This is a genomic window from Bacillus sp. FSL K6-0923, assembly GCF_038630825.1.
In the GTDB taxonomy this organism is placed as follows: Bacteria; Bacillota; Bacilli; order Bacillales; family Bacillaceae; genus Bacillus; species Bacillus pumilus.
The window spans coordinates 2,096,270-2,122,852 of sequence record NZ_CP152044.1 but is presented as its reverse complement, the minus strand read 5'-3'; the positions used below and the strand labels follow the sequence as shown (position 1 = coordinate 2,122,852).

Here is a 26,583-nt window from a genome sequence, read left to right as displayed (position 1 = left end):
GAATTTTTTCCGGGGCTTTCTGTATGTACATGTAGTGAATAGACCGGCATGCAGTGTTTATTAGGTGATCCCTCATCTACCTTGTATGGACCATAAAAAGCGACGAAGGTGCTCAATCGATCACATGTCCCTAACATCGCTTTTTTTAAAAGTGAGAAATACAAATGAAAAGAAAGGGAGGATCACATGTTTACGGGGATAATTGAAGAAGTAGGCACCGTTCAGTCATTAAGCAAAAAGTCAGCAGATGCCATGGAAATTGTCATTCAGTGCAGCCATGTGTTAGAAGATGTTCACCTTGGAGACAGTATAGCGATCAATGGTGTATGTCTTACAGTCACAAGCTTTACAAAAGCACAGTTCGCAGCAGATGTGATGCCAGAGACGGTCAAAGCGACATCACTGGATCAGCTGACATCAGGCAGTCCAGTGAATTTAGAGCGGGCCATGTCCTCGAATGGACGGTTCGGCGGTCATTTTGTCTCAGGCCATGTTGACGGGACGGCAGTCATTACCCGAATAGAAAAGAAAAGTAATGCCATTTACTATGATTTAGAAATGGACAAGACCCTCACAGATATGCTCACGCAAAAGGGTTCGATCGCAATAGATGGTGTCAGCTTAACCATTTTCGATTTGCAAGATTCACACGTCACAGTCTCTATTATTCCTCATACGCTTGAAGGAACTATTTTCCCGACTAAATCTATGGGAGAGACTGTGAATATAGAGTGTGACATGATCGGTAAATACATCTATCGCTTTTTCACAAAAGAACAAGGCGAAAAGCAGCCATCTCGATTGACCCCATCATTTTTAAAAGAGCACGGATTCTAGGAGGCGATTGTATGTATCATTCAGTAGAAGAAGCAGTAAACGCTCTAAAAGAAGGAGAAATCATTATCGTTGTGGATGATGAAGACAGAGAAAACGAAGGAGATTTTGTGGCACTTGCTGAGCATGCCACGCCTGAAGTGATTAACTTTATGGCTTTACATGGAAGAGGCCTCATTTGTACACCGGTTCAAGCGTCGATTGCTAAACATCTGAACCTGCATCCAATGGTAGAACAAAATACAGATGCACACCATACAGCTTTTACTGTGAGCATCGATCATGTGACAACGACGACTGGTATTAGTGCTTTTGAGCGCTCTATGACCATGCTTGCCATGTTAAATAAAGACGCAACACCAGAAGAATTTGCCCGCCCAGGTCATGTATTTCCGCTCATTGCAAAAGAAGGCGGCGTACTAGAAAGACCAGGTCATACAGAGGCAGCGGTAGATCTTGCGAAACTGGCAGGTTCAGAGCCAGCGGGTGTCATATGTGAAATTATGAATGTAGATGGCTCAATGGCGCGGGTTCCAGAACTAAAAAAAATCCAAAAACAGCACGGTTTAAAAATGCTGACAATAGAAGCATTACAGACATATTTAAATCATAAAGAAACAGCTTCTGTCGAAACAAAATAAAAAATCACAAAAAAGGATGATCAACATATGAATACAATACAAGGGCATGTAGTAGCAGAAGGACTAAAATTTGCAATTGTCGTCGCGAGATTTAATGACTTTATTACAAGTAAACTGCTTGACGGAGCAGAAGATACATTGCTCAGACACGGAGCAAACGGTGACGATATTGATGTTGTGTGGGTACCGGGTGCTTTTGAAATTCCGTACATGGCAAAAAAACTAGCTGAAACAGAGAAATACGATGCCGTCATTACACTTGGAACTGTAATCAGGGGCGCAACAACTCACTACGATTATGTTTGTAATGAAGCCGCTAAAGGAATTGCTCAAAGTGCCATGTCAACAGGTGTACCGATTATCTTCGGTGTACTAACAACAGAATCCATTGAACAAGCCATCGAAAGAGCCGGCACAAAAGCTGGAAATAAAGGCAGCGAATCGGCTGCAGCTGCCATTGAAATGGCGAATCTCAATCGTACCTTTCGTTAATTTAGTGAAAAAGAGTTTAAAAACGGTATAAAAATGTTTATAATGTGTGATGAGCAAATGATTCGTGAGACATTTGCTGGACATAAGGATAATTTGAATATTGAGGGGTATATATGTTAATTCGTTATAAGAGGTCTTTTGAAAAAATTGCCATGGGGCTACTTTCCTTCATGCCGGGTGAGAAAGACGTCAAACAGCTTCAGCAGACGATGAAGTCTTATGAAATGGATGAAAATCGGCAGCTGTTCCTTTGGAAAGATGGCGAGGATATCGTAGGTGCCATTGGTGTGTTGAAAACAGACGACCAAGTACAAATCGAGCATATTAGTGTGAATCCATCCCATCGTGATCAAGGAATCGGCAAGGAAATGGTATTAGCCGTGGAAGAGGTATTCAAAACCAAAACACTCATTCCAAATGAATTAACGCAAGGCTTCTTTCATAAGTGTCACAGCGAAACAAACTAAATATCACACATGTAAAAGCAGAGGCTACAGTCCTCTGCTTTTTTTACGTTCGATTTGCTTTTTTCGTTCAAGTAATACATCTGTCCGGTCGCGCAGTCTATGTTTTTCGATCAAAAATGTGTGGGATAAGTTGCTCTCCTGGCCAAAGGTCAGTCCTTCTTTTTGAGCCATTTCTTGGCATAGAAACAGAAGCGCTTCATCTTTAATCGGGAGCATCACACTTTCGTATGACATATCTTCAGCCATTTTCTTCTTCAGCGTTCTCAGAAGTATGAGAAACGCCTCATCATCCAGACCGAGGTTCGATAATACCGGCCGGTTTGCTTCCAGCAAGTGGAGGCTATTTGAAATGAGCCGTTTTGCTCCTTTTCCATTTCCCCGTCTTTGATGATACAAAGCAACGGCAAGCTGAATAAAGCCAACCCAATATTCTTTGCGCTGCTCAGGCGGGTCTTCTTTCCAATATTCCTCAAGAATTTCATGACACTCAAAATAATCTCTTGTCGTATGAAATTCATGTAAAAAAGCCACGTACGCTTCAGGATACACAGTGGTCATCTCCTTTTCCACTTTCAGTCTAACATATTGAAAAGAAAAGAAGAAAGAGCGCCCTTCGTGAAAGGACGCTCTGTTTCTTTAATAAACCCAAGCCGCGCCAACGATGATCAGCAAGATGAAAAGCACGACAATAAGCGCGAAACCTCCGCCAAAGTTATAGCCATCTCCCATAATGATACGGCCTCCTTTTTCATCAGTTCTGTTTACAATGGTATTCTATGTATAAATGCCCTGAGTGGTATGGGCGAATCCAATGTTTTTCTTATTTTGCCTAGGACATCATGGTCGAAATTATATTGGACGAGAGCTTTATCCTGTCTTATACTAAAGGTTAGCCGGTGAAACGGTACTTAGAAGACAGTAGAAATGGTGAGAAAAAATGCTGGAATATCAGGTGAAAATAGATTCGTTTGAAGGTCCTTTGGACTTGCTTTTACATTTAATCAACCGGTTGGAAATTGATATTTATGATATTCCCGTTGCTAAAATTACGGAGCAGTATTTATTATATGTCCACACCATGAGGGAGCTTGAACTTGATGTGGCAAGTGAATATTTGGTGATGGCTGCAACCCTCCTGAGCATTAAAAGCAGAATGCTCCTTCCGAAACAAGAGGAAGAGCTATTTGATGAAGACCTGCTTGAAGAAGAAGAGGACCCTCGAGAAGAACTGATTGGTAAACTCATTGAATACCGAAAGTATAAAGATGCAGCACAAGAACTAAAGGAACGCGAGGAAGAAAGGCAAAATGCCTTTACAAAACCCCCGAGTGATTTAAGCGAATTTGCAAAAGAATCGGAAGCGAAGGACACAAACTTGCATGTCACGGTGTATGATATGTTAGGTGCGTTCCAAAAGGTATTGAACCGAAAAAAAATAACGAAACCGGCACCATCTAGGATTACAAGACAAGAAATTCCGATTGAAGACAAAATGAATGAGATTATGAACCATTTAAGAAAAACGAAAAAGCGCACCAATTTCATGACTCTATTTCAACATGATCAAAAGGAGCACCTTGTCGTGACGTTTCTTGCTGTTCTTGAATTGATGAAAAGTCATCAAATCATGTTAGAGCAGGAAGGAAACTTTGAAGACATTTATATAATAGGGAGTGAAACGATTCATGACGCTTGATATCGTGAATTGGAAAGCCATCATAGAAGCGCTGCTTTATGCAGCAGGTGACGAAGGCTTAACAAAAAAACAGCTCATGTCTGTTCTTGAAGTAGAAGAGGCAGCGTTACTCGACATGATGTCTGCCGTAAAGGAAGAATATCAAAAACAAGAACGAGGAATTGAGCTCATTGAATATGCAGATTCTTATATGCTGCTGACGAAAAAAGAATACAGCATTTATTTGAAAAAATTAGTCGAGACCCCATCCAAAGGTTTGTCTCAAGCAGCCCTTGAAGTACTCGCAATCGTTTCTTATAAACAGCCGATCACACGCAGTGAGGTAGAAGAAATTAGAGGAGTCAAATCAGAGCGGGTGCTACATAGTTTAGTAGCCAAAGCGCTGCTCTGTGAAGTTGGACGTGCTGATGGACCTGGGCGAGCAATTCTTTATGGGACAACACCGACCTTTTTAGAGCAGTTTGGCTTAAAGGCATTGGATGAATTACCGCCGCTTCCAGAGAATGTAGAAGCAGATGGTGTACAAGAAGAAGCTGATCTATTTTTTGAAAACTTCAATCAAACATTTGAAGAGATAAAATAGTTCAAAAGAATGAAAAAGGTATGATAAAATATAAAAAAGATTTTAGGTCTAACATCTATTGATGTCAGATAAAATGGTCATAAAGCCATGAGGGGAAGGTAAACACAAAACAAATGGCACATATGAATGTAAAGGCTCAAGTTGATCAAGCAGGCGTCTTTTTATCAAAGGTTGCAACTGAAATGAATGGTTTTCTGAATGAAGCTACCTTATCAAGTATGAAACGATTAAACCCTGAAGCGGAAGCCTATTATTGTGACATATTGAATACATTACGGAAGCTTGCAGTGTACAGTGAGGATGCAGCGGCAGTTTGCAGGAAAATCAGCCAGCAGCAGACATTCCCGCAGCAAGCCGCGCAGCAGACGCTTCACCGTATTTATCATCGATGTATTGAAGAGTTTTTCACGCCGAAAAAGGATACATGGTATGAAGACAGCCGTTCCGCGTATACAGGAAAGAGCAGCATTGTTTTCCACCATGAAGTATCCGCTGAGATCAAACGATTATTTTCTTCATTAGAAAAAGATTTTTTAGCGATGAGAGAAGAGCTAGAATATACGACATCTCATCAGCAAATGAAAATGGTATAGCAAGAGGAAAAAGCGTCTCTACATATAGAGACGCTTTTTTTTATGGACGAGGCATCATAACTTTTTCAGCCGCGCATACACTTGTACAAAACGGACAAGGACGTGAATGAACATGCCCTATTTAAAAATTGGAACAGCAGTCCTTCTTCTATTTACACTCTTACTGCCCTTTTCCTCACATGCCAAAGCAGATATGTCATTATCGGTGAGTGCAAGAAGCGCCATTTTAATAGATGGACAGTCAGGCAGAGTCCTATTTGGAAAGGACGAGCATGAAAAAAGAAGAATCGCCAGTATTACAAAAATAATGACGGCGGTATTAGCCATTGAATCAGGGAAAATGAAAGACACCGTCAAAGTATCAAAGCGCGCGATTCAAGCAGAGGGCTCATCGATTTATTTAAAAGAAGGGCAGAAGGTGAGCCTAGAAGACTTGACATACGGGCTTATGCTGCGTTCTGGAAATGATGCAGCTGTTGCCATTGCAGAGCATGTGGGCGGCAGCTTAGAAGGATTTATTTTTATGATGAATCAAAAAGCATCTGAACTAGGAATGGAGAATACGAATTTTCAAAATCCGCATGGACTGGATGATCATAAACATCATTATTCATCAGCCTATGACATGGCCATCTTAACAAAATCCGCCATGGAGCATAAACAATATCAAAAAATTGCGGGCACGACTTTCTATAAAGCAAAAACGATGGAGGGCTATTGGAAAAATAAAAACAAGCTCCTTACTGGTTTATATCAATATTCTACTGGAGGGAAAACGGGATATACGAAGCTTGCGAAACGCACACTTGTCTCTACAGCTGCAAAAGGAGATGCGGCGCTGATCGCTGTGACCATTAATGCGCCAGATGATTGGAAGGATCATATCTCTATGTTTGAATATGCATTTGATCACTATAAAACGTACGTACTTGCTGAAAAAGGAAGACTCGCTTCATTAAAGGGAACCTTTTACGAAAAAAAGGCATTTATCAAACGTGATGTGGACTATTTTTTAAATGAAGATGAGAAAAAGCTAGTAGAAATTGAAACGGAAATGCTTACTCCTCAAAAAAAGTGGAAAAAAAACGCCGAAGCCATCCCGGATGTTGTAGGGAAAATGACGTTTTTACTAGATGGTCAGGTGATCGAGCAAGTACCGATTTTTTATGAAAATAAACGAAATCGAATGCCACAAAAAAGCTTTCAAGAAATGTTTAAGTCTGTCTTTCAGACATCTATAGGCGGATCTTCATGGTCAATCTAATTTGGGTATTCCTCACTGTCATCGGTCTTGTGTATGCGATGTTCAACGGAACGATGGAGGAAGTAAACGAAGCTGTATTTAAGGGATCAAAGGAAGCAGTGACCATTTCAATTGGTCTGATTAGTGTCCTCGTTTTTTGGCTCGGGCTGATGAAGATTGCAGAAGAGGCAGGTTTGTTAAATTTCTTTAGTAAATTGTGCCGTCCCTTTATTTCAAAGCTATTTCCGGAAATTCCGCCTAACCATCCTGCGATGGGATATATTTTGTCCAATCTGATGGCGAATTTCTTTGGTCTTGGGAATGCCGCTACACCGCTTGGGATTAAGGCGATGGAGCAGATGAAAGCATTAAACGGCGGGAAAAATGAAGCAAGTCGGTCCATGATTACATTTTTAGCGGTCAACACATCCTCTATCACACTCGTGCCAACAACCGTCATTGCGATTAGAATGACCTATGGTGCAGATCAGCCAACAGACATTGTAGGGCCAACCATTTTGGCGACACTCATTTCAGGCATTGGTGCCATTCTCATTGATCGCTATTTCCACTATCGCAGAAGCAGGCGGGGGTGATCTCGTGTCATTTATTAACTGGCTGTCACTTGCTTTGATCCCACTGATCATCGCAGGAATTTTAATTGCGGGAACCATTAAAAAGGTACCGACCTATGAAACATTTGTCGAGGGCGGGAAAGAGGGTATTCAAATTGCCTTTTCAATCATTCCTTATTTAGTCGGCATGCTCGTGGCCATTACGATATTCCGCGCGTCTGGTGCGCTTGATTTTGTCATGGGACTGTTAAAACCCGTGTTTACAGCGATCGGCTTTCCGGCAGAAGTGGTGCCGCTTGCGTTTATTCGTCCGATATCAGGCACGGCTGCACTTGGGATGACATCAGACCTCATTGCGACATATGGACCAGATTCTTTTATCGGACAGCTCGCAGCTGTCATGCAAGGGTCAACTGATACCACTCTCTACGTTTTAACGGTCTATTTTGGGGCAGTCGGTATTAAAAAAATGGGAGATGCGCTGAAAGTAGGTCTGTTAGCGGACCTTATTGGAATCATTGCATCTGTCATCATTGTCAGTTTGTTATTTAGCGGCGCCTAAAGAGGCGCTTTTTTGTCTTTCAATGGATGGGAAAATGCTTTTTAGCTGAAATTAAACAGACGAATCGCTTATTTTTCCACGAATGCTTGTTTGTTTTAAGTCAAGCAAGTAAGATAGTACATGAGGTGAAAGACAAAATGGAACGTTTACAGAAAGTAATTGCACATGCCGGCGTCGCTTCAAGACGAAAGGCAGAAGAATTAATTAAAGAAGGACGAGTTACCGTTAATGGTCAAACAGTGACAGAGCTCGGAGTAAAAGTGGGCTCTTCAGATAAAATTGAAGTCAACGGATTAAAGCTTGAAAGAGAAGAACCGGTTTACTTTATGCTTTATAAACCGCGCGGCGTCATTTCAGCTGCCGAGGATGATAAAGGACGTAAGGTGGTCACAGATTTCTTTGATGACATCCCGCAGCGCCTTTATCCAATCGGCCGGTTAGATTATGATACGAGCGGTTTGATTTTAATTACAAATGACGGGGAATTTGCCCATAAGCTCATGCATCCGAAATACGAAATTGATAAAACATATGCAGCGAAGCTAAAAGGAATCCCATCAAAGGAATTGCTGAGAAAGCTAGAAAAAGGGATTATGTTAGATCATAAAAAAACTGCACCTGCCCGTGCGAAAATGCTTTCGATTGATAAACGAAAGCAGACATCTATTGTTCAATTAACCATTCATGAAGGCAGAAACAGACAAGTGCGCCGCATGTTTGAAGCGATCGGTCATGATGTGCTAAAGCTAAAAAGAGAGCAATATGCGTTCCTTCATATTGAAGGCATGAGACCAGGAGACCGCAGAGAATTGTCTCCACATGAAGTGAAGCGTCTGAGAGCGATTGCGGATCACGGAAAAAGCGCTTTTTAATTTTCACATAAACTTCAAAAAATGAAGAAGCATCAAAAGAAGGAGAATGCTATAATTTACCTGAATGTCTATGGGGAAGGGGTACTTCAGATGAAAAAAAGACGGTTTTTCATACGGACGGGCATTCTCCTCGTGATGCTTGCTGCATTATGTTATACCATGTATAACTCAGTATTTGCCAAACAGGATCGGGTGAAAGAAGGATCTATTGCGCCAAACTTTGTCCTTCAATCTGTGGATGGGGAACGGATTGAACTAAAGGACTTAAAAGGCAAAGGCGTCTTTCTTAATTTTTGGGGGACCTGGTGTGGTCCGTGTAAACAAGAATTCCCTTACATGGCAAATCAATATGAAGTGTTCAAGGATCGCGGTGTGGAAATTGTTGCAGTGAATGTTGGGGAATCCAATATTGCCGTGAAAAATTTTATGGAATCCTATGGCGTGAATTTTCCTGTTGCCATGGACAAAGATCGTCAAGTGACAGAGGCATATGATATTACGCCGCTGCCAACCACATTTTTAATTAATCCTGAAGGCAAGGTAATCAAAGTCATAAAGGGAACCATGACAGAACGCAATGTCTATGAATATATGAATTTGATTAAACCAAAGGGGTCATAGAATGAAAGAGGTAAAATGCGAGTGTGGACATATTAATCCAATCGGTACTGTTTTATGTGAATCCTGCGGGAATCCTATTGCGGCTAAAGAGAAAAACTCTTCAAAGCTGCTTGATATGAGATACGACGGCAGTGCGAGGCGCTCGCAAACATACAACAAAACGATTGTTGATAAAGTATGGAACTTTTTTTCTTCCGTTAAGGTGGGTGTGTGGCTGATTGTCATTACACTGCTTGCTTCCTCATTAGGAACGATTTTTCCGCAGGAGCGATTTATTCCGCCAGGTGCATCTGCTTCCACTTACTATGAAGAGCAATATGGGTCGTTTGGCAAGCTGTATTACACACTTGGATTCCATGATCTTTATAATTCTTGGTGGTTTTTAGCTCTAGTTGCATCCATCGGAATCTCCCTTGTCATTTGCAGTCTCGACCGGGTTATTCCTCTTTATCGAGCACTCAAAAACCAAGGGGTTATCAAAAAAGAAGGCTTTATGAGAAGACAGCGTCTGTTCAGTGAGACAGACAAAACGTTAGATCAGCATACATATGAAGGCATCATGAAAGCAATGAAACAAAAGCGTTACCGAGTACGAGAAGAAAACGGACATATTTTAGCGGAAAAAGGCCGCTTCTCACGCTGGGGCCCTTACGTCAATCACATTGGATTAATCATCTTTCTCATTGGATCAATGCTCCGGTTTGTCCCAGGCATGTATGTGGATGAAACGCTGTGGGTTAGAGAGGGTGAAACTGCCCCAATTCCAGGCACAGATGGTCAATATTTTTTGAAAAATAATGCGTTTTCAATTGACCGCTATGAAACTGAAAATGAAAAAGAAGTGTTTGAGAATGCGATTGAAAGAGCTGGCGACGGTCAAGTAGTGAAAAGTTATAAAACCGATGCCACTTTATACAAACGTGAAGGGGAAGTTGTGTTTGGTGAAAAGCCCAAGCTGAAGCAGGTATCAGAACACGATATTAAAGTGAACGAACCGCTCAAGTTTGATCATTTCTCATTATATCAAGTGGATTTTAAACAAAATGAACTCGATCAAATGGTCTTTCAGCTGATTCGTAAAGATACTGAAAAATCTTTCGGAACAGTGAAGATTAATCTGCTGGAGCCTAAGTCAGAATATGATCTTGGTAGCGGTTACAAAGTCAAGGTGATGAGCTATCTCCCTGATTTTTATTTTGACGATGATGGAACGCCGAGTACGAAAACAAGGAATCCGAATAATCCTGCTTTCGTGTTTGAAATGGTTTCTCCTGAAAAGCCTAAAGGTGAAAAAAGCTTTGTGGCGATTCAAGAGACAGTTGAGGGTTCTGATAACAACCTATATAAAATGAAGTTTGATCGAGTGGAAACCAAAAACGTCACGGGATTGACGGTGAGAAAAGATTTAACTCTTGGGGTGCTCATTGTAGGTGGGATCATCTTCATGATTGGTGTCGTGCAGGGGATGTATTGGCAGCATAGAAGAATTTGGCTGTCTGCAAAGGATGGAAAAGTATTCGTGGCAGGACACACAAACAAAAACTGGTTTGGCTTAAAGTCTGATCTTGGTGTGATCCTAAGTGACAGTGGCATCAAACAGCCAGTTGATCAAAAAGAACTGCCTGATACAACAAGTATCAGCAAAAGCAAGGGGGAAGGATTAGATGGCAGCAGTCAGTGAAAACCTGTTATTTGCAGCTTTTCTATTGTATTTAGCGGCAGTTCCTTTTTTTGGTGGTGCCATTAAAGGAAAAAAGAAAGTTGATGGACCGCGCAAAAATAAGGCGGCACTTATCGGTATTACGCTCACCATCATCGGTTTTTTAAGTCAATTTGGCTACTTTATTTCAAGATGGATGGCGTCTGGTCATGCACCAGTCAGTAATTTGTTTGAATTCACAACGGCTTTTGGCATGATGCTTGTGCTCGCATTCATCATTTTATATTTTGTGTATCAAGTGTCGGTACTTGGTTTATTTACACTTCCAATCGCTTTATTGATTATTGCCTATGCAAGCATGTTCCCATCTGATATATCACCGCTAATTCCTTCATTACAAAGTAATTGGCTTTATATTCACGTGACAACAGCAGCACTAGGGCAAGCTATTTTAGCGATCAGCTTTGTGGCGGGTGTCATCTTCTTATTAAAGCATGTCGATCAAACTAAACCAGGTAAGAAGACATTTGGTTTAGAGCTTGTCATGTTTATGATTGTTGTGACACTTGCATTTATCGCAGTCACGTCCATCTTTAGAATGACAGGATACGAAGCGAAATTTAATTGGGTCGATAAAAATAAAGAGGAAAGTGTGATGGTCTATGAGCTGCCAGCTCTAGTTGGACCTCATAAAGGAGAGCTTGTGACGCAAGATCGTTTGGAACCGTTTGTTGATTTGCCGCCTGTTTTTTCAGGAAGAAAGGTCAATACGGTGTTATGGTCATTCGGCACGGGGCTGATCTTGTATGGGCTGATTCGGTTGATCATTCGCAAACGACTGAGCGCTCTACTTCAACCGCTCGTGAAACAGGTGAACCTAGATTTAGTCGATGAAATTGGATACAGAGCTGTTTCCATTGGTTTCCCTGTATTTGCGTTAGGCGGACTCATTTTTGCAATGATCTGGGCGCAAATTGCATGGACTCGGTTCTGGGGCTGGGACCCGAAGGAAGTATGGGCATTGATTACGTTTCTCTTTTATGCAGCCTACCTTCATCTTCGCTTATCCAGGGGCTGGCATGGCGAAAAGTCCGCTTGGTTAGCTGTCATCGGATTCGCCATCATTATGTTTAATCTCATCTTTGTCAATCTCGTGATTGCAGGGCTTCATTCTTACGCGTAATCACATGAAAAAGGCCAACTTTTTATGAATCGATTCGGCTTTTTGCTAAAATGAATGTAACAACGGAGAAAGCAGGAGGATTGTCTAATGGAACACACAACTCAAACGAAAATATTAGTCGTAGATGATGAGGCAAGAATTCGCCGCCTTTTAAAAATGTATTTAGAACGTGAAAATTATGAAATCGATGAAGCTGAAAATGGAGATGAGGCCATTCAAAAAGGACTCCAAACAGATTATGACCTCATTTTGCTCGATTTAATGATGCCTGGCACAGATGGGATCGAAGTGTGTAATCAAATTCGAGACAAAAAAGCAACTCCAATCATTATGCTGACGGCAAAAGGAGAAGAAGCCAACCGCGTGCAAGGGTTTGAAGCAGGAACGGATGACTACATCGTCAAACCTTTTAGCCCGCGTGAAGTTGTTTTACGTGTGAAGGCATTGCTCAGAAGATCTTCTCAAACGTCTTATCTCAATACTGGGACAACAACAAAAGATGTACTTGTGTTTTCTCATCTTTCAATTGACCACGATGCGCATAGAGTGACAGCTGATGGCAAAGAAGTCAGTCTCACGCCGAAGGAATATGAGCTTTTATATTTCCTTGCGAAAACACCGGATAAGGTTTATGACAGAGAGAAGCTGTTAAAAGAAGTATGGCAGTATGAATTCTTTGGAGACTTGAGAACAGTCGATACCCACGTCAAACGACTACGCGAAAAGCTGAATAAAGTGTCACCAGAAGCTGCGAAAAAAATCGTGACGGTATGGGGTGTCGGGTACAAATTTGAGGTCGGCGCTGAATGAAACTGTGGAAAAGTGTCGTTGGAAAGCTATGGTTAACCATTCTCTTCCTCGTCCTCATTGTTTTATCTATTTTAACCGTGCTTCTTTTAGAGTTCATTGAAAATTACCATGTAGAAGAAGCAAAGTCAGATTTAACGCAAATGGCAAATAAAGTGGCGGTCATTTTAGAAAGCCATGACGATCAATCACTCGCAAGGTCGATTACATCAGAGCTTGCTGACAAATTGACGAGTATTGCGATTATCCAAGAGGACGGGCTAGAGTGGTACTCGTCTGAAAAAGACGGGAAGCTTCCTGCGATTACAAAGAAACAAATTGAAGCAGACAGTGATTTGAATCAAGCGCTAAAAAATCGTAAAAAAATCAGTAAACGTGCAGAACCAAATGCAGGCAATCATAAAGATGAACGAATTGTCGTCGGTGTTCCATTTGAGGCAAACGGGAAAAAAGGCATGGTCTTTCTTTCTCAATCATTACTCGCTGTAGAGCAAACAACAAAACATACGACGCGTTATATCTTCCTAGCAGCCGGAATTGCCATTGTTCTGACCACTATATTCGCTTTCTTCTTATCAACTCGTGTCACCTATCCTCTTAGAAAGATGAAAGAGGGAGCACAGGATCTGGCGAAAGGGAAATTTGATACAAAGATTCCTATATTAACGCAAGACGAAATTGGAGAACTGGCCATCGCCTTTAATCAAATGGGCAAGCAGCTTAAATTTCATATCACAGCCTTAAATCAAGAAAAAGAGCATCTGTCCAATATTTTAAGCAGTATGGCTGATGGTGTCATCACCATCAATATTGATGGAACGATCCTCATGACGAATCCTCCTGCAGAACGATTCTTGCAGGCATGGTATTACGAGCAAAATATGAAGATCAAAGATGGAGATGAACTGCCTCCAGAAGCGCGAGAACTGTTTCATACAGCCGTCAGCACGGAAAAAGAGCAAATGATCGAAGTCACGCTGCAAGGGCGTACTTGGGTTCTTCTCATGTCTCCGCTTTATAATCAGCAGGACGTTAGGGGAGCAGTTGCGGTCCTTCGTGATATGACAGAGGAACGAAGACTTGATAAGCTGAGAAAAGACTTCATTGCCAATGTCAGTCATGAACTTCGTACTCCAATTGCTATGCTGCAAGGATATAGTGAGGCGATTGTAGATGATATTGCAGGCTCAGAAGAGGAAAAGAAAGAGATTGCGCAAATTATTTACGACGAATCGCTTCGAATGGGACGTCTTGTGAACGATCTTCTAGACCTAGCGAGAATGGAAGCTGGCCATATTACACTGAATCTTGAATCAACGGATACAGAAGAGCTGATCGAGAAGATTTACCGCAAATTTCTCGGTATTGCAAAAGAAAAGCAAGTTGATCTCACATATGACATTCAAGTGGCTGAACCCCACTTTGTACTCGATCCAGATAAGATTGAGCAGGTGTTTACGAATCTTATTGATAACGCCATTCGTCATACACCAGAGGGCGGAGAGGTTCACTTCTCGGTTCAATCGGTGGAAAGCGGTCTGAAAATGGATGTAAAAGATTCAGGAAGCGGAATCCCAGAAGAGGATCTGCCATTTATTTTCGAACGTTTCTATAAAGCGGATAAGGCAAGAACAAGAGGGCGTTCTGGTACCGGACTTGGTCTTGCGATTGTGAAGAACATCGTAGAAGCGCATCAAGGCTCCATTCATGCACATAGCAAAGCGGGTACAGGTACACACTTTACCTTTTATATTCCGAGAAAAAAGCAGGAACTCGTCTAATCCTGACGAAGAATCTTGTTACATGAGAAACACTTCTTTTCGAAAGAAAAAGAAGTGTTTTTTTTATTTTCATATTTTTAAGGAGAAGTTAAACAAAAAGCCCTTTCAAAATTGTCGAACTTGTAATATATTTGTCATAAAGTTGTAATGTAACGTTTTGTAAGAGTCACTCGACAAAAATAAGTGAACGGAGGGGTTTCCTATGCATGAAACCTTTCAAAAAATATATGATTCGTACCATCAAGATTTGTACCAGTTTTTATTTTATATGGTTAAAGATAAAAATCAGGCAGAGGATCTCGTTCAGGAGGTTTACATCCGGGTACTTCACTCATATAAAACTTTTGAAGGAAGAAGCAGCGAGAAAACATGGCTGTTTTCGATTGCAAGGCATGTGGCAATTGATTGGTTTCGCAAACAGCAAACCATTAGACAACGGGTACTCGGCACGTTTGATTGGGATAAGCAGGATGTAAAGGACCCAGACTTGCTCCCAGACGAACTGGCTGTGCAGGATGAAAATGTAAAAGAAATCTATGCCGCACTTGATCAGTGCACGATTGATCAACGAGCTGTCATCATTTTAAGATTTATCCAGGGCTACTCAATCATGGAGACGGCAAAGGCGCTAAAGTTCTCGGAAAGCAAAGTCAAAACAACCCAGCACCGAGGCCTGAAAGTGCTCCGAAAACATATGGAGCTTTTGAAGGAGGAGCTAGTGAATGAAAACGAACAGGTCCGATTGGAGCGAAGAACGAATCAAGGTGTTACTAAGTCAGCTTCCAAAGGTGGAGGACAACCGTTCATCTAAGCAAATATACCAGAAGATGCTGATGGCAAGCGGGCAGAAAAAGAAAAGTGCCAAATGGATCGGTCCAGCGGTCGCAACCGTTGTGGTTTTATTTATGGCGTTTTTAATTTCTCCTCATTTATTTCAGCCGGCTGCTCAAGATCATCAACAGCAAATGAAAATGGATTCAAGTGCTGACAAAAGTCAGGTGAACGCCACATTAGAGGCGGTCAAGCAGACTGATGGGCCCTCACACGTTGTTTCTTATAAGCAGCAGCAAAAGTATATGACCATTGCATACATAGATGAATCGACCTCTCAAGTGGTTCCAATTAGCATTGAAAAAGAGGATGGGTACGATCATTTGCAGGATATGGTGAACACATATGAACAGGTGCAGCTGCCTGAAATGACAAAGCCCCTTCAATCTTATATGGATATGGTGGACCTTCGCGAAAAAAGAGATACACTTATTTTTCAATTAAAAAGTGATTTGTCCCTTGATACGTTAAAAGAAGCCAACCGGTTTAAGGATATGGTAAAAGAAACGCTAAAATGGAGCAAATATAAGCAGGTGCAAGTCAAGACAGCCAAAGGGTCTCACCTTCAACTGGGAGCAAATGGAAGCATTGGAACAATATCGATTGAAAAACAAACAAAGCACGCTTATTATGTTTTAGAGAATAAGAGCGGGACTTTTTTGGTGCCGTCAAAAGCGCATTATTCATCGTATGAAGATGCGGTAGAAGCCATGAAGCGTACAAGCGATGCAGGACTTGATCCATTAATTAAAGACGAACCGATTAAAGAAGTGACGTCTAAAGGAAAACATGTGACCATTACGTTTGGAGCAACAGCGCGATTATCGGACTCAAATGATCATATTTTACTCATTGAAGGTCTGCTGCTCTCAGCGAAAGATTTTGGTTTTACAGAGGTTACCATTCAACAGGCAGGAACAGATCAAGTGGGGCCGTATGAATTAGAAGAACCGATAGAGGTGCCGGCTCTGCCGAATCCAGTTGTCATAAAAGACCGTTAAAGGACGCGAGAAATTGCGTTCTTTTTTGATGTATAGAAAATAGCTTCCTTGCTGTATACTAAGCTGTCATAAAAAGAACCTCAAAGAAGGGGAGTCACTGATGAAAAGGTATTGCTTCATATGTGCCAGCTGTTTTTTGATGATCTTTTCGCCTTTTGCTCATGCACAGGAAACAAGCGAATGGGTGGAGCCGATAAAAGGAGAAGTCACGGATTTGTTTGGGACAAGAGGCGGCTCGCACATGGGATTAGATATAGCTGCGCCAGAAGGAGAATCCATCTTTGCTGCAAGTGAAGGTGTGGTCTCGCGTTCGTATGTATCTGCTACATATGGCGAGGTTGTGTTTATCCAGCATCCAAATGGATATGAAACTGTCTATGCACATCTACATGAGCGTTTTGTTAAAAAGGGTGACCATGTAGAAACAGGACAGCCAATTGGCATTATCGGCAACACAGGGGCGTCTAGAGGCACTCATTTGCATTTTGAGGTGCACAGGGGTCATTGGTCAGCCAGCAAAGAAGATGCGGTAGATCCACTCACAATCATTGCGATGGATCGCTTCCAAGAGCCGGCTCTACATGTAAACGGACAAGAGAACAATACATATCTCATTAAACAAGGAGATACCCTTTGGTCGATTGCAAAGGCGCATGAGATGACTGTGGAACAATTGAAAAAGATCAATGAGCTGTCTACTCATCTCATCCGAACGGGAGATCGTTTAATGATTTCAAAACAATAAACCTCATGCATTTGCATGAGGTTTATCATGATTTTTTATAGGTCGATCAGACGCACAGAAAGTATATCTTGCACTTCGGTTAATTCTTTGACAATTTCGTCCTCAAGATGCTTGTCGAAAGAAAGCATCATGATGGCTTCGCCGCCTTTTTCTTTACGTCCTACCTGCATTGTCGCAATGTTGACATCATGGTCGCCTAAAATTTGTCCAACCTTTCCAATCACACCAGGTGCATCAGTATGCTGGATGTAGACAAGGTGTCCATCTGGATAAAAATCAATATTAAATCCATTAATGGAAACAACGCGTTCTCCTAAATGCGGGATATAGGTTGCTTTTAGAGTAAAGGTTGAAAGGTCGCCTTTGACTTCAATAGAAATGCTGTTTTCGTAACCAGATTCGCTGGAAGAAATCTTTTCACTAAAGCTAATGCCGCGTTCTTTTGCCACCATTCCAGCATTGACTTCATTTACAGTCGAATCAACACGCTCTTTTAAAAAGCCTGACAGGAGACTTTTTGTAATAAAGGATGTTTCGAGTTTTGAAATAGAGCCTTCGTAAGAGATGCCTACTTCTTTTACCGGTTCTCTCATTGATTGAGAGACAAGACGTCCGAGCTTACCTGCAAACTGATGATAAGGCTGAATTTTTTTGAACTCATCTTTTGTCATCGCTGGCAGATTAATAGATGACATAACAGGGAGTCCTTTTGCAAATTGAAGTACTTCTTCAGATACTTGCGCCGCTACATTTAATTGTGCTTCCTTCGTCGATGCGCCAAGATGCGGAGTTGCAATGACGAGCGGATGATCTACAAGCGGATTATCAGTAGGAGGTTCTACCTCAAATACATCGAGTGCAGCTCCTGCAACATGGCCGCTTTCAAGCGCTTCAAGAAGGTCACGCTCGTCAATAATACCACCGCGTGCACAGTTCACTAGGCGGACGCCTTTTTTCGTTTTTGCAATTGTTTCTTTATTGAGAAGCCCTCTTGTTTCTTTTGTTAACGGGGTATGTACAGTGATGATATCTGATACTTCGAGTACTTCATCAAGTGACTTGGCATTGACACCAATTTTTTCTGCACGTTCCTTTGTCAGAAATGGGTCAAATACGTTGACTGTCATGCCAAATGCTCTTGCGCGCTGGGCAATTTCGCTTCCGATTCTGCCAAGTCCAACAATCCCAAGAGATTTTCCATAAAGCTCAGCACCAACATATGCACCTCTGTTCCATTCTTTTGATTTCACAGAAATGTTGGCTTGTGGAATATGACGCATGAGTGAAGAGATCATCGCAAATGTATGCTCAGCTGTGGAGATCGTATTACCGTTTGGTGCATTGATCACAATGACGCCATGCTTGGTTGCTTCATCAATATCAATATTGTCTACTCCCACACCGGCACGGCCGACAATTTTTAATGAAGTCATTTTTTCATAAAGCTCTTTGGTTACTTTCGTCGCACTTCTGACAAGTAAAGCATCAAATGTGTGTAATTCATCTGCTGCCTCTGTTACATTTTTTTGGACAATTTCAACAAAATCTGATTCTAAAAGTGGTAAAAGACCGTCATTGCTCATTTTATCTGAGACTAATACTCGAAACATCGTAAGATTTCCTCCTAAAATAAACGTCATAAATATCTGATAATTTACCATATTCCTTTTCACTGTGTCAATCAAATTAAAGCAGTAAAGCGAAAAAGAAAACACGAACATTTCTTGGTGTCTTTATCAAGAATGGACACCTTTAAACAAAAGATAACCAATTTTTTCGCATTTGTCATTATAATTTTTAAGTTTTTTGCGATTTCTTAAAACTGATGAAATTGCTCAGGATTTTTATCTGTACAAATGCTCATATATCATATATAATGATGTCGAATTGAATAATGATCAATCTTCGGGGCAGGGTGCAATTCCCTACCGGCGGTGATGAGCATAGTCTCTAAGCCCGCGAGCCTTTTTTGGCAGGATTCGGTGTGATTCCGAAGCCGACAGTATAGTCTGGATGGGAGAAGATGGAGGTTCGTAAACGTTGAAAACTTGGTTTTTCACACGTTTATTTGTCTAGCCTAAATTCCCCGCTCCTGTTTTCATGAGCGGTTTTTTTGTGGCTGAAATTGAACAATCCTCTTTTCGAAAGATTTGATCGAAAAGGAGAGAGAATATTGAATCAAAGTAAAGTAAAACGTTTAGTCGTCACCAGTATGCTTAGCAGTATTTCGTTCGTGTTAATTTTATTGGATTTCCCTTTCCCAGGGCTTCCAGCGTATTTGAAAATTGATTTCAGCGATATCCCAGCGATTATTGCGATTTTAATTTATGGGCCAGGTGCAGGAATTGCCGTTGAGGCATTAAAAAATGTTCTGCATTATCTCATTCAAGGCAGTATGTCCGGCGTTCCAGTTGGGCAAGTCGCGAACTTCATTGCAGGCACACTATTCATCTTACCAGTCGCCTTTATGTTCAAAAAAATTAAATCAGCAAAAGGAATGGCTTGGTCAATGATCATGGGTACATTACTTATGACTGTGATGATGAGCATTTTAAATTACTTCTTATTCCTGCCAGCTTACACATGGTTTTTAAACGCACCAGAACTATCAGATCATGCGCTCAAGACGACCATTACAGCAGGGATTTTACCTTTTAACTTTATTAAAGGAATCATCATTACCATCGTATTTAGCTTCATTTTTGTGAAAATGCGTCCATGGTTTGAAAATAAGCGCCGACTTCAAAATAGTTAATATAAAAAAAGCCCCTGCATAAGGGGCTTTTATACTATTCATGCTTAAGTGGGTCACCCTCGAAAGATTCGTCCGCAACTTTGATTGAGTCAGTTGGACATCCTTCAAATGCATCAAGCATATCTTCTTCAAGTACTTCTGGAACTTCTACAGTCCCTTGGTTGTCGTCAAGCGTAACAAATGCAATGCCTTCATCATCATAATCATAAATGTCTGGAGCAGCTGCACCGCATGCACCGCAAGCAATACATGTGTCTTTGTCTACAATTGTATATTTTGCCATGTTAAAAAAATACCTCCCAAATAGTTCGATGGAACACATGGTTTAACCTTTTTAGTTTCACCGATAAAAAACGATTTCCTCAAACCTTATTGTAATGATTTTAAATTCACATTTCAACTGTAAAGTGATTGAGAATGCTTATCACATAAGGGTTTGTTCATAACTTTCCCCCATAAATTGAGTTTAAACATTTCTTCTTGTATGAAATCTGTTAAAATAAAGGGAGAAAATATTCGAATTTTGTCAGGAAGACAGGTGCTTTGATGAATGACTCTTCATTATTTGGATGTCATGTTAATGGACAGCGTATATAAATTGAACGGCGAACGCTCCATTAGTGCTGTCTACCATCTTTTTAAAGGAAAAAAATCATCACAAACCATACAGGACGCCAGCTTGTTTGAGCTTTCCAGGTACTTCGGCTGTTACCCGGGGTTTACGAGGGATCAGCTGAATCGTTCTGCTTTAAAGCTTGAAGAGAAGCACTACATTAGAAAAACCGATGAGACACTCAGCATCACTGAAGCAGGGAAGCAAATGCTGCACCAGCATTTTTCTGAAAAACCGATGCCTGCTTATTTTCATGGTGCCAAATACCATGATAAAGCAAAGATGCTATGGATGAGGCTCTCTTTACTTGTACAAGTACTTTCTCACCATATGGCTGGATCGCATCAATATGTTCCAATACAAAGAGATGTCTCGGTTCAAAGCTGGACGAAGTCTTTTTTGAAACAGCATCAGCAGAAAAGCAAGCTTTCAGAAGATCTGCATCATGAAATAGAACACCTCCTAATCAACCTAAGTGATCAAGAGGCACTGATTTTTGTTTACTCATTGACCTCAAATGAACGAATCGGGCGTACGTATCAGCAAATGGCGGAGTGGATGAAAGAAGATGTGTGGTATGTGTACATACTTTTTTGGAATGTACTCCATTATTTTATTCAATCTGCCCAAAAAGGTGAGGCGCCGATTTTGCAGCAGCTCGTAGGTGACCTTGAATTCAAACGCGTGTTAACAACTTCTACTCACAAAACACTTGAGCTTGTCCAAAAAGGATTTGATATTGAACAAATTGCTCACATTCGTTCATTAAAAAAGGCAACGATTGAAGATCATATCGTGGAGCTGTCGATACATGAGCCAAGCTTTTCAATAGATCCCTATGTGAGTATAAAAGAGCAGCGGGAGATCCTTGCTGTAGCCAGAGGGCTGCAAACAAATAAAATGAAGCTGATTAAAGAAAAACTCGAGCATCCATTTACTTATTTTCAAATACGATTGGCACTGACAAGGATGGTGAAAGCAAATGGATAAGCTTCATCAGACGCTCATGCGATACTTTGGCCATGACACATTTAAAGCAGGTCAAGAGGACATTATTCGAAGTGTACTGCAACAAAAAGATACGGTTGCCATGCTGCCTACTGGTGGAGGGAAGTCACTTTGCTATCAAATTCCCGGTTATATGACAGACGGGTTGGTTCTGATTATTTCGCCGCTTTTATCGCTTATGGAGGACCAAGTCGAACGAATGAAAATGCGCGGAGAAAAACGAGTGGCGGCGCTTAATAGCACATTGTCTTTTCAGGAGAAGCGACATATCATTCGGCATTTGCCATCATATAAATTTCTATTTGTCGCACCTGAGGCATTAATGTCAGAAGTGCTGCTTGAACAGCTCAAATCGATGCGTATTGGTCTGTTTGTCGTCGATGAAGCGCATTGTATATCAGAATGGGGGCATGATTTCCGTCCTGAATATTCGAAGCTCGGAGAATGGAGAGAAGCGTTAGGTCATCCTGTGGCTTTAGCTCTTACAGCTACAGCAACGAAACAAACACTAAAAGATACTGTACAAACGCTAAGATTACAGCATCCAGACTTTCATATTCATTCTGTCAACCGTCCGAACATTGCCTTAGTCAAAGAAGTGCACGAATCGAAAGAAGCAAAAGAGAAACGGGCCATTGAGCTTGCGGATTTTCTGCAAGGACCAGGCATTATTTATTGCCCAACCCGGCAAATGACAGAAGAGCTTGCTCTCTGTATGAAACAAAAAACCAATCAGCGTGTTGAGTTTTATCATGGCGGAATGGATGCAGGAGACCGTATGCTCATTCAGCAGCAATTTATCAGCGGTCAGCTTGATCTCATTTGCTGTACGAGTGCTTTTGGCATGGGAATTGATAAAGCGAATATCCGATTTGTCATTCATATGAGCCCTCCGCAATCGATTGAAGCATTTATGCAAGAGATTGGAAGAGCGGGAAGGGACGGGAAAAACAGTGTGAGCATTCTTCTATATACAGAAGAAGATGCAGATATTCAGCAACACTTGATCCAAGCAGAAGGATTTGACGAGCCAGAAATTGATTTCTATTTAGCCCAACTGACACAAATGCAGACAAATGATGAAAAAAAATTACGTGAACGATTGATGGAAACAGGGCTTCAGGAGACGCGTGCAAGAATGCTGACGCATTATTACATGATGCATGAGTCCGAACAGCGCCTGGCAATCCTTATGAATCTAAAAGAAAAATTACAGGACAGACAAACAGAAAAGCTGAGAAAAGTGTGGCAATTTAAAGAGCTGATCATGGATCATGACTGCTTTAGACAATCTCTGTTATCATATTTTCACGAACAGTTTGATCAAACAGAGCGCGAATCCTCTGATTATTGCTGCTCTTCTTGCGGGCTGAACCTGTCTGATTATGAAAAAAAAGAACAATCATTGGAGCTGAATGAAATGAAACACTGGAAGACTGTGCTGGATCGTATGTTTCATCTGACAAAAGAGGCGCAGCATTGATTGAACAACATCGCCGAATCATTGAAAAATTAACCGATCGACAAGTCGTAGAACAGCTGTATTTCACTCAGTTGCTCATGCTTATCGTTTCTTTTTTACTAGGCATATTTATGTTCGATCAATGGACGGAATTTACAGCCCTTTGGCAGATTCGTGATATGCGCATTCTGACATATGGAATTGGCGGTGCTTTGCTCGTCATTATTGTGGATGCAATTGTCATGAAGGTGTTTCCTGCTCATATGTATGATGATGGCGGTTTAAATGAAAAGATGTTCAAAAACCGAAGCATCCCGCATATTGTTTGGTTAGCACTTCTCATTGCCTTTTCAGAGGAAATACTATTTCGCGGAATTGTTCAACAGCAATTTGGACTTGAGATTGCCAGCATCGTGTTTGCGCTTCTTCACTTTCGCTATTTATCAAAAATACTCTTGTTTATCCTCGTGGTTTCCATTAGTATTTTTTTAGGACTTTTATACGAGTGGACGGGGAATTTGTTTGTTCCTGTCATGACACATTTTGTCATTGACTTAGTCTTTGCTTGTCAAATTCGTTTGAAATATAAGGGGAGGGATGAACATGGAAGAAATGTCGAGAATGCAGAGAAAGAAGGCGCAGCTGACAAACAATCATGACGACAATGTAGAGGAAATTCTTGAAGAAAAAGTACATCCTTCTGATGACTCTCACTTTCCTACGCGAGAAGACTTTCATGAATATAAGAAGCAGCGTACGAAAAAAGTGCGCAATCCTTTATTTACGACATTGGCTATTATTTTTCCAATCATCGTCATCACTGTTTTCTTTCTATTGATCTACTACACTTCAAAGGAAATTAACGATAATAACAATCAAGGTGTATACATTGATAAAACCTCAAGTGCTGACACAGACCCAGTTCCGTCAGCACTAGCCGAAACAAAAAATGACGCAACCGCTGATAAAGCGGATGCGTCTGATGAAGAGAAGAAAAAGAAAGATGAAGAAAAAGAAAAGCAGCGATCAAAAGAAAAAGCAGAACAAAAGAAAAAAGAAAAAGCTGCTAAAGAGAGAAAAGAGCGCGAAAAAGCCGCAGCTGCGAAAAAGCGTGAACAGCAGCAGCTAGCTCTCCAAAAACAGCAAGAAGAGAAAAAACGAAAAGAAGCCGAAGAGAAAAAGAAGCAGGAAGAAAAGCCAGTCCGTGTCGTGCAGCACACTGTTGGACCAGAGGAAAACCTGTATCGAATCTCGATGAAATATTACAAAAGCCGATCAGGTGAAGAGAAAATAAAAGCCTACAATCATTTAAATGGGAACAGTGTATACAGTGGTCAAGTGCTCAACATTCCATTGGAAAACTAATTACCTGACATGAACGAATGAAAAAGCACATACATATGTAGAAAAAAGGGACAGGGTGTATGTGATGACGTTGCACGCAATCAGCCGCTATATGGATCAGCCGACACTGAAAATGATGGAAACATTGATCAAAAGAAAGCACAAATATGAGGGCTTTGCCAAGCAGTGCAAAAGGTGGCAATGGACAGCCCTTTTGTCACTGGCGATTCTTTTGTTTTATTTTGTGATAACGGCAAATAAGGGAGGCTCTCTTCAGCCAGAAGCGATGATTGCAACACTGCTCGGTCATGAGGTTTTTCTATTTTGGATAATGGCTGAGGTGTTTGCTTTTTATGCTTCTTATTATTATAAGAAAAAAGAAGAAAAGGCTGAGGATGAATATCATCGCCTCAGATGTGAGATTATACAAAAAAGCACAGACTTATGGCCGCAATCAGACCAGTGGAAAGAGCGTGAAGCGGTTTTTCACTATATGCAGCAGCAATATGACATTAATCTCTATTATGAAAGTAAATAAATGTGTAAAAAGACGTTTTAATAGTTGAAACGTCTTTTTTCATTCAAGCGTCTTATGAACGACACATATGCAAGGGAGCCATTTATGATGAAATATGCCATCGGATTTACTGCCGCCATTGCGGCTGTTACAACAGGTGTGTGTGTAACGGCAAAAATGGTGAAAACGGCAAAACAAAACAACATCAAAAAGCATTACTTTACAATAGAAGCACTTCAATCAGATCGACCAGCAGTGATTTTCTTTATTTCTGATACACACCGGCGGCTGATTAGTGACTCATTATTAGCGGAAGTCACACAAGAAAAACCGGATGTCATTATGATAGGCGGGGACTTAGCAGAAAAAGGTGTACCCTACGCCAGAATTGAAGAAAATGTGAAACGTTTATCAAGAATTGCACCCGTTTATTTTGTTTGGGGAAATAATGATCACGAGCTGCACCAGCAAAAGCTTAAAGAGATTCTTCATGCTTGCGATGTGACGACTCTACAAAATGAAACAGCTGTGTGGGATTTCGAAAGACAGCCAATCAAAATTGGAGGCATCGACGATATTCGGCTTGAAAAGGCGGATTATGAAGCGATACGACCTGAGTTTGTAAAAGATGACGTAAATATTCTCTTATCACACAACCCAGATATACATCATTTAATGAGTGAAGATGAGGGGATCGACCTTGTTCTGAGCGGTCATACGCATGGAGGTCAGATCAGAATTGGGAAATTTGGTCCGTATGAAAAAGGAAGAACAGGTCAGGTCAAAGGCGCATTTTTTCTCATTAGTAATGGCTATGGAACAACAAAGATTCCAATGCGTCTCGGGGCAGAACCAGAAACTCATCTGATCTATTTAATGCCTGTCAAAACGCGATAACTTGCTGCGCCCTCAGTATTTTCCATAAAAGTCACCGGAAGCATAGCTTCATGCTTGTCTTCCGTCTTGACACAGTGTAAACTGAATACAAAATTAAGAACCTATGACTCATCATCTCATATACTACAGTATGATGTGTGTTTAGAAGAGGCAGGAGGGAACGTTATGCGACTGGAGCGTCTGAATTATAATAAAATCAAAATTTTTCTCACACTAGATGACCTGACAGACCGGGGTCTTACGAAAGAAGACCTTTGGAAAGATTCGTTCAAAGTCCATCAACTGTTTAAAGACATGATGAACGAAGCGAATCAGGAGCTCGGTTTTGAAGCGAGTGGACCGATTGCTGTTGAAGTATTTTCACTTCAGGCGCAGGGGATGGTCGTCATTGTCACAAAGAGTCAGCAGGATGAGGATGATGATGAAGAGTTTGATGAAGATTACATTGAGATGCAAGTCAAGCTCGACGAGAGTCATCATGTGCTCTATCAATTTGCCTCGTTTGAAGATGTGATTCAACTGTCCCATAGTTTAAGTCGTATTGGACTTTTAGGGGGTACAGTTTACCATTATGAAGGTCAATATTTTCTCAGCCTAGATGATTTTGAAGAACTGTCTGCTGATACCGTCATTTCCATTTTAGCGGAGTTCGGTTCTCCTACGACATTAACGATCCATCGACTAAAAGAATACGGAAAAGTGATCATGCAAGATGATGCAGTGAAAACGATTCAAATGTATTTTTAATCACTTTTTTCTATTATATTTAATACTGTTGTGATGAAACAACAGTATTTTTT

Annotated in this window: 30 protein-coding genes, 1 pseudogene and 1 riboswitch; of the genes and pseudogenes, 27 read left to right on the top strand and 4 right to left on the bottom strand. The window is 41.1% G+C overall.

All coding sequences use genetic code 11. The annotated features are described in order from the left end of the window. The first annotated feature begins 186 nt into the window (after window positions 1–186). The 4 genes and pseudogenes from ribE (MHI16_RS10725) (at window position 187) to MHI16_RS10710 (ending at window position 2,434) form a co-directional block, all read left to right on the top strand. Entirely contained in the window at window positions 187–837 is a 651-nt protein-coding gene (gene ribE, locus MHI16_RS10725; RefSeq protein WP_268465980.1) for a riboflavin synthase, read from the top strand. 11 nt (window positions 838–848) lie between these two features. Then, a pseudogene (gene ribB / locus MHI16_RS10720) lies at window positions 849–1,427 on the top strand (3,4-dihydroxy-2-butanone-4-phosphate synthase); the annotation flags it as partial. A 75-nt stretch (window positions 1,428–1,502) separates the two neighbouring features. After that, the gene (gene ribE / locus MHI16_RS10715; RefSeq protein ID WP_012010433.1) at window positions 1,503–1,967 is read left to right on the top strand and encodes a 6,7-dimethyl-8-ribityllumazine synthase; all 465 of its coding nucleotides are present in this window, start codon (window positions 1,503–1,505) and stop codon (window positions 1,965–1,967) included. A gap of 113 nt (window positions 1,968–2,080) precedes the next feature. After that, window positions 2,081–2,434 carry a GNAT family N-acetyltransferase gene (locus MHI16_RS10710; RefSeq protein ID WP_003215830.1) on the top strand — a complete coding sequence of 118 codons (354 nt, stop codon included), beginning with the start codon at window positions 2,081–2,083 and terminating at the stop codon, window positions 2,432–2,434. Between the two features lie 24 nt (window positions 2,435–2,458). Here MHI16_RS10710 and MHI16_RS10705 read toward each other — a convergent pair whose 3' ends face one another. After that, the gene (locus MHI16_RS10705) at window positions 2,459–2,983 is read right to left on the bottom strand and encodes a DUF309 domain-containing protein (RefSeq protein WP_058014780.1); all 525 of its coding nucleotides are present in this window, start codon (window positions 2,981–2,983) and stop codon (window positions 2,459–2,461) included. A gap of 87 nt (window positions 2,984–3,070) precedes the next feature. Beyond that, complete coding sequence (locus tag MHI16_RS10700; RefSeq protein ID WP_012010430.1) at window positions 3,071–3,163, bottom strand: YjcZ family sporulation protein; 93 nt, start codon at window positions 3,161–3,163, stop codon at window positions 3,071–3,073. 208 nt (window positions 3,164–3,371) lie between these two features. On the opposite strand from MHI16_RS10700, the gene MHI16_RS10695 reads away from it, so the two are divergent. From MHI16_RS10695 to MHI16_RS10625, 15 genes are all read left to right on the top strand, one after another. After that, the gene (locus tag MHI16_RS10695; protein WP_012010429.1) at window positions 3,372–4,130 is read left to right on the top strand and encodes a segregation/condensation protein A; all 759 of its coding nucleotides are present in this window, start codon (window positions 3,372–3,374) and stop codon (window positions 4,128–4,130) included. After that, window positions 4,120–4,713, top strand: coding sequence for an SMC-Scp complex subunit ScpB (scpB, locus tag MHI16_RS10690; RefSeq protein ID WP_034661126.1), 594 nt, complete (start codon window positions 4,120–4,122; stop codon window positions 4,711–4,713). The genes MHI16_RS10695 and scpB overlap by 11 nt, the downstream gene beginning before the upstream one ends. Before the next feature lie 113 nt (window positions 4,714–4,826). Then, window positions 4,827–5,306 (top strand): YpuI family protein, encoded by a 480-nt coding sequence (locus tag MHI16_RS10685; RefSeq protein ID WP_058014781.1) that lies wholly within the window; start codon window positions 4,827–4,829, stop codon window positions 5,304–5,306. A 112-nt stretch (window positions 5,307–5,418) separates the two neighbouring features. Further along, entirely contained in the window at window positions 5,419–6,570 is a 1,152-nt protein-coding gene (locus tag MHI16_RS10680) for a D-alanyl-D-alanine carboxypeptidase family protein (protein WP_268465977.1), read from the top strand. Next, a complete protein-coding gene (locus tag MHI16_RS10675; protein ID WP_106037951.1) occupies window positions 6,558–7,145 on the top strand; it encodes a nucleoside recognition domain-containing protein in 588 nt (195 codons plus the stop codon). Before MHI16_RS10680 ends, MHI16_RS10675 begins: the two co-directional genes overlap by 13 nt. Before the next feature lie 4 nt (window positions 7,146–7,149). Beyond that, on the top strand, window positions 7,150–7,686 hold the full coding sequence (locus MHI16_RS10670) for a spore maturation protein (protein ID WP_061408402.1): 537 nt from the start codon (window positions 7,150–7,152) through the stop codon (window positions 7,684–7,686). Between the two features lie 137 nt (window positions 7,687–7,823). Continuing rightward, entirely contained in the window at window positions 7,824–8,558 is a 735-nt protein-coding gene (gene rluB, locus MHI16_RS10665) for a 23S rRNA pseudouridine(2605) synthase RluB (protein WP_061410248.1), read from the top strand. Window positions 8,559–8,648: 90 nt separating this feature from the next. Further along, window positions 8,649–9,179, top strand: coding sequence for a thiol-disulfide oxidoreductase ResA (locus MHI16_RS10660; RefSeq protein WP_058014783.1), 531 nt, complete (start codon window positions 8,649–8,651; stop codon window positions 9,177–9,179). 1 nt (window position 9,180) lies between these two features. After that, complete coding sequence (locus tag MHI16_RS10655; RefSeq protein WP_058014784.1) at window positions 9,181–10,860, top strand: cytochrome c biogenesis protein ResB; 1,680 nt, start codon at window positions 9,181–9,183, stop codon at window positions 10,858–10,860. Next, window positions 10,844–12,022, top strand: a complete 1,179-nt coding sequence (gene ccsB, locus MHI16_RS10650) for a c-type cytochrome biogenesis protein CcsB (RefSeq protein ID WP_058014785.1) — start codon at window positions 10,844–10,846, stop codon at window positions 12,020–12,022. Before MHI16_RS10655 ends, ccsB begins: the two co-directional genes overlap by 17 nt. 87 nt (window positions 12,023–12,109) lie before the next feature. After that, window positions 12,110–12,832: a response regulator transcription factor gene (locus MHI16_RS10645; protein WP_003215596.1), complete on the top strand. Its 723-nt coding sequence runs from the start codon at window positions 12,110–12,112 to the stop codon at window positions 12,830–12,832. After that, on the top strand, window positions 12,829–14,610 hold the full coding sequence (locus tag MHI16_RS10640) for an ATP-binding protein (protein WP_058014786.1): 1,782 nt from the start codon (window positions 12,829–12,831) through the stop codon (window positions 14,608–14,610). The genes MHI16_RS10645 and MHI16_RS10640 overlap by 4 nt, the downstream gene beginning before the upstream one ends. A gap of 202 nt (window positions 14,611–14,812) precedes the next feature. Beyond that, window positions 14,813–15,421: an RNA polymerase sigma factor SigX gene (gene sigX / locus MHI16_RS10635; RefSeq protein ID WP_003215976.1), complete on the top strand. Its 609-nt coding sequence runs from the start codon at window positions 14,813–14,815 to the stop codon at window positions 15,419–15,421. Beyond that, window positions 15,333–16,442 carry a hypothetical protein gene (locus tag MHI16_RS10630; protein WP_058014787.1) on the top strand — a complete coding sequence of 370 codons (1,110 nt, stop codon included), beginning with the start codon at window positions 15,333–15,335 and terminating at the stop codon, window positions 16,440–16,442. The genes sigX and MHI16_RS10630 overlap by 89 nt, the downstream gene beginning before the upstream one ends. Window positions 16,443–16,542: 100 nt before the next feature. Next, entirely contained in the window at window positions 16,543–17,187 is a 645-nt protein-coding gene (locus MHI16_RS10625; protein WP_058014788.1) for a M23 family metallopeptidase, read from the top strand. A gap of 35 nt (window positions 17,188–17,222) precedes the next feature. On the opposite strand, the gene serA is transcribed toward MHI16_RS10625, so the two are convergent. Further along, the gene (gene serA, locus MHI16_RS10620) at window positions 17,223–18,797 is read right to left on the bottom strand and encodes a phosphoglycerate dehydrogenase (RefSeq protein ID WP_058014789.1); all 1,575 of its coding nucleotides are present in this window, start codon (window positions 18,795–18,797) and stop codon (window positions 17,223–17,225) included. Between the two features lie 287 nt (window positions 18,798–19,084). Continuing rightward, a riboswitch (FMN riboswitch) is annotated at window positions 19,085–19,216 on the top strand. Between the two features lie 144 nt (window positions 19,217–19,360). Here serA and MHI16_RS10615 point away from each other — a divergent pair. Then, entirely contained in the window at window positions 19,361–19,942 is a 582-nt protein-coding gene (locus MHI16_RS10615; protein WP_012010414.1) for an ECF transporter S component, read from the top strand. Window positions 19,943–19,976: 34 nt separating this feature from the next. Here the strand turns inward: MHI16_RS10615 and MHI16_RS10610 are convergent, their stop codons facing one another. After that, window positions 19,977–20,225 carry a ferredoxin gene (locus MHI16_RS10610; protein ID WP_003215700.1) on the bottom strand — a complete coding sequence of 83 codons (249 nt, stop codon included), beginning with the start codon at window positions 20,223–20,225 and terminating at the stop codon, window positions 19,977–19,979. Window positions 20,226–20,492: 267 nt separating this feature from the next. Between MHI16_RS10610 and MHI16_RS10605 the strand changes: the two genes are divergently transcribed. From MHI16_RS10605 to MHI16_RS10575, 7 genes are all read left to right on the top strand, one after another. Then, window positions 20,493–21,545 (top strand): helix-turn-helix domain-containing protein, encoded by a 1,053-nt coding sequence (locus MHI16_RS10605; protein WP_058014790.1) that lies wholly within the window; start codon window positions 20,493–20,495, stop codon window positions 21,543–21,545. Next, on the top strand, window positions 21,538–23,046 hold the full coding sequence (locus MHI16_RS10600) for an ATP-dependent DNA helicase RecQ (protein ID WP_058014791.1): 1,509 nt from the start codon (window positions 21,538–21,540) through the stop codon (window positions 23,044–23,046). The genes MHI16_RS10605 and MHI16_RS10600 overlap by 8 nt, the downstream gene beginning before the upstream one ends. Further along, window positions 23,043–23,684 carry a CPBP family intramembrane glutamic endopeptidase gene (locus MHI16_RS10595; RefSeq protein ID WP_058014792.1) on the top strand — a complete coding sequence of 214 codons (642 nt, stop codon included), beginning with the start codon at window positions 23,043–23,045 and terminating at the stop codon, window positions 23,682–23,684. The genes MHI16_RS10600 and MHI16_RS10595 overlap by 4 nt, the downstream gene beginning before the upstream one ends. Next, complete coding sequence (locus MHI16_RS10590) at window positions 23,629–24,390, top strand: LysM peptidoglycan-binding domain-containing protein (RefSeq protein ID WP_058014793.1); 762 nt, start codon at window positions 23,629–23,631, stop codon at window positions 24,388–24,390. The genes MHI16_RS10595 and MHI16_RS10590 overlap by 56 nt, the downstream gene beginning before the upstream one ends. Window positions 24,391–24,454: 64 nt before the next feature. After that, a complete protein-coding gene (locus MHI16_RS10585; RefSeq protein WP_058014794.1) occupies window positions 24,455–24,907 on the top strand; it encodes a DUF2663 family protein in 453 nt (150 codons plus the stop codon). Window positions 24,908–24,994: 87 nt separating this feature from the next. After that, the gene (locus tag MHI16_RS10580) at window positions 24,995–25,783 is read left to right on the top strand and encodes a metallophosphoesterase (protein ID WP_058014962.1); all 789 of its coding nucleotides are present in this window, start codon (window positions 24,995–24,997) and stop codon (window positions 25,781–25,783) included. Between the two features lie 165 nt (window positions 25,784–25,948). After that, window positions 25,949–26,530 (top strand): genetic competence negative regulator, encoded by a 582-nt coding sequence (locus MHI16_RS10575; protein ID WP_058014795.1) that lies wholly within the window; start codon window positions 25,949–25,951, stop codon window positions 26,528–26,530. Window positions 26,531–26,583: the final 53 nt, after the last annotated feature.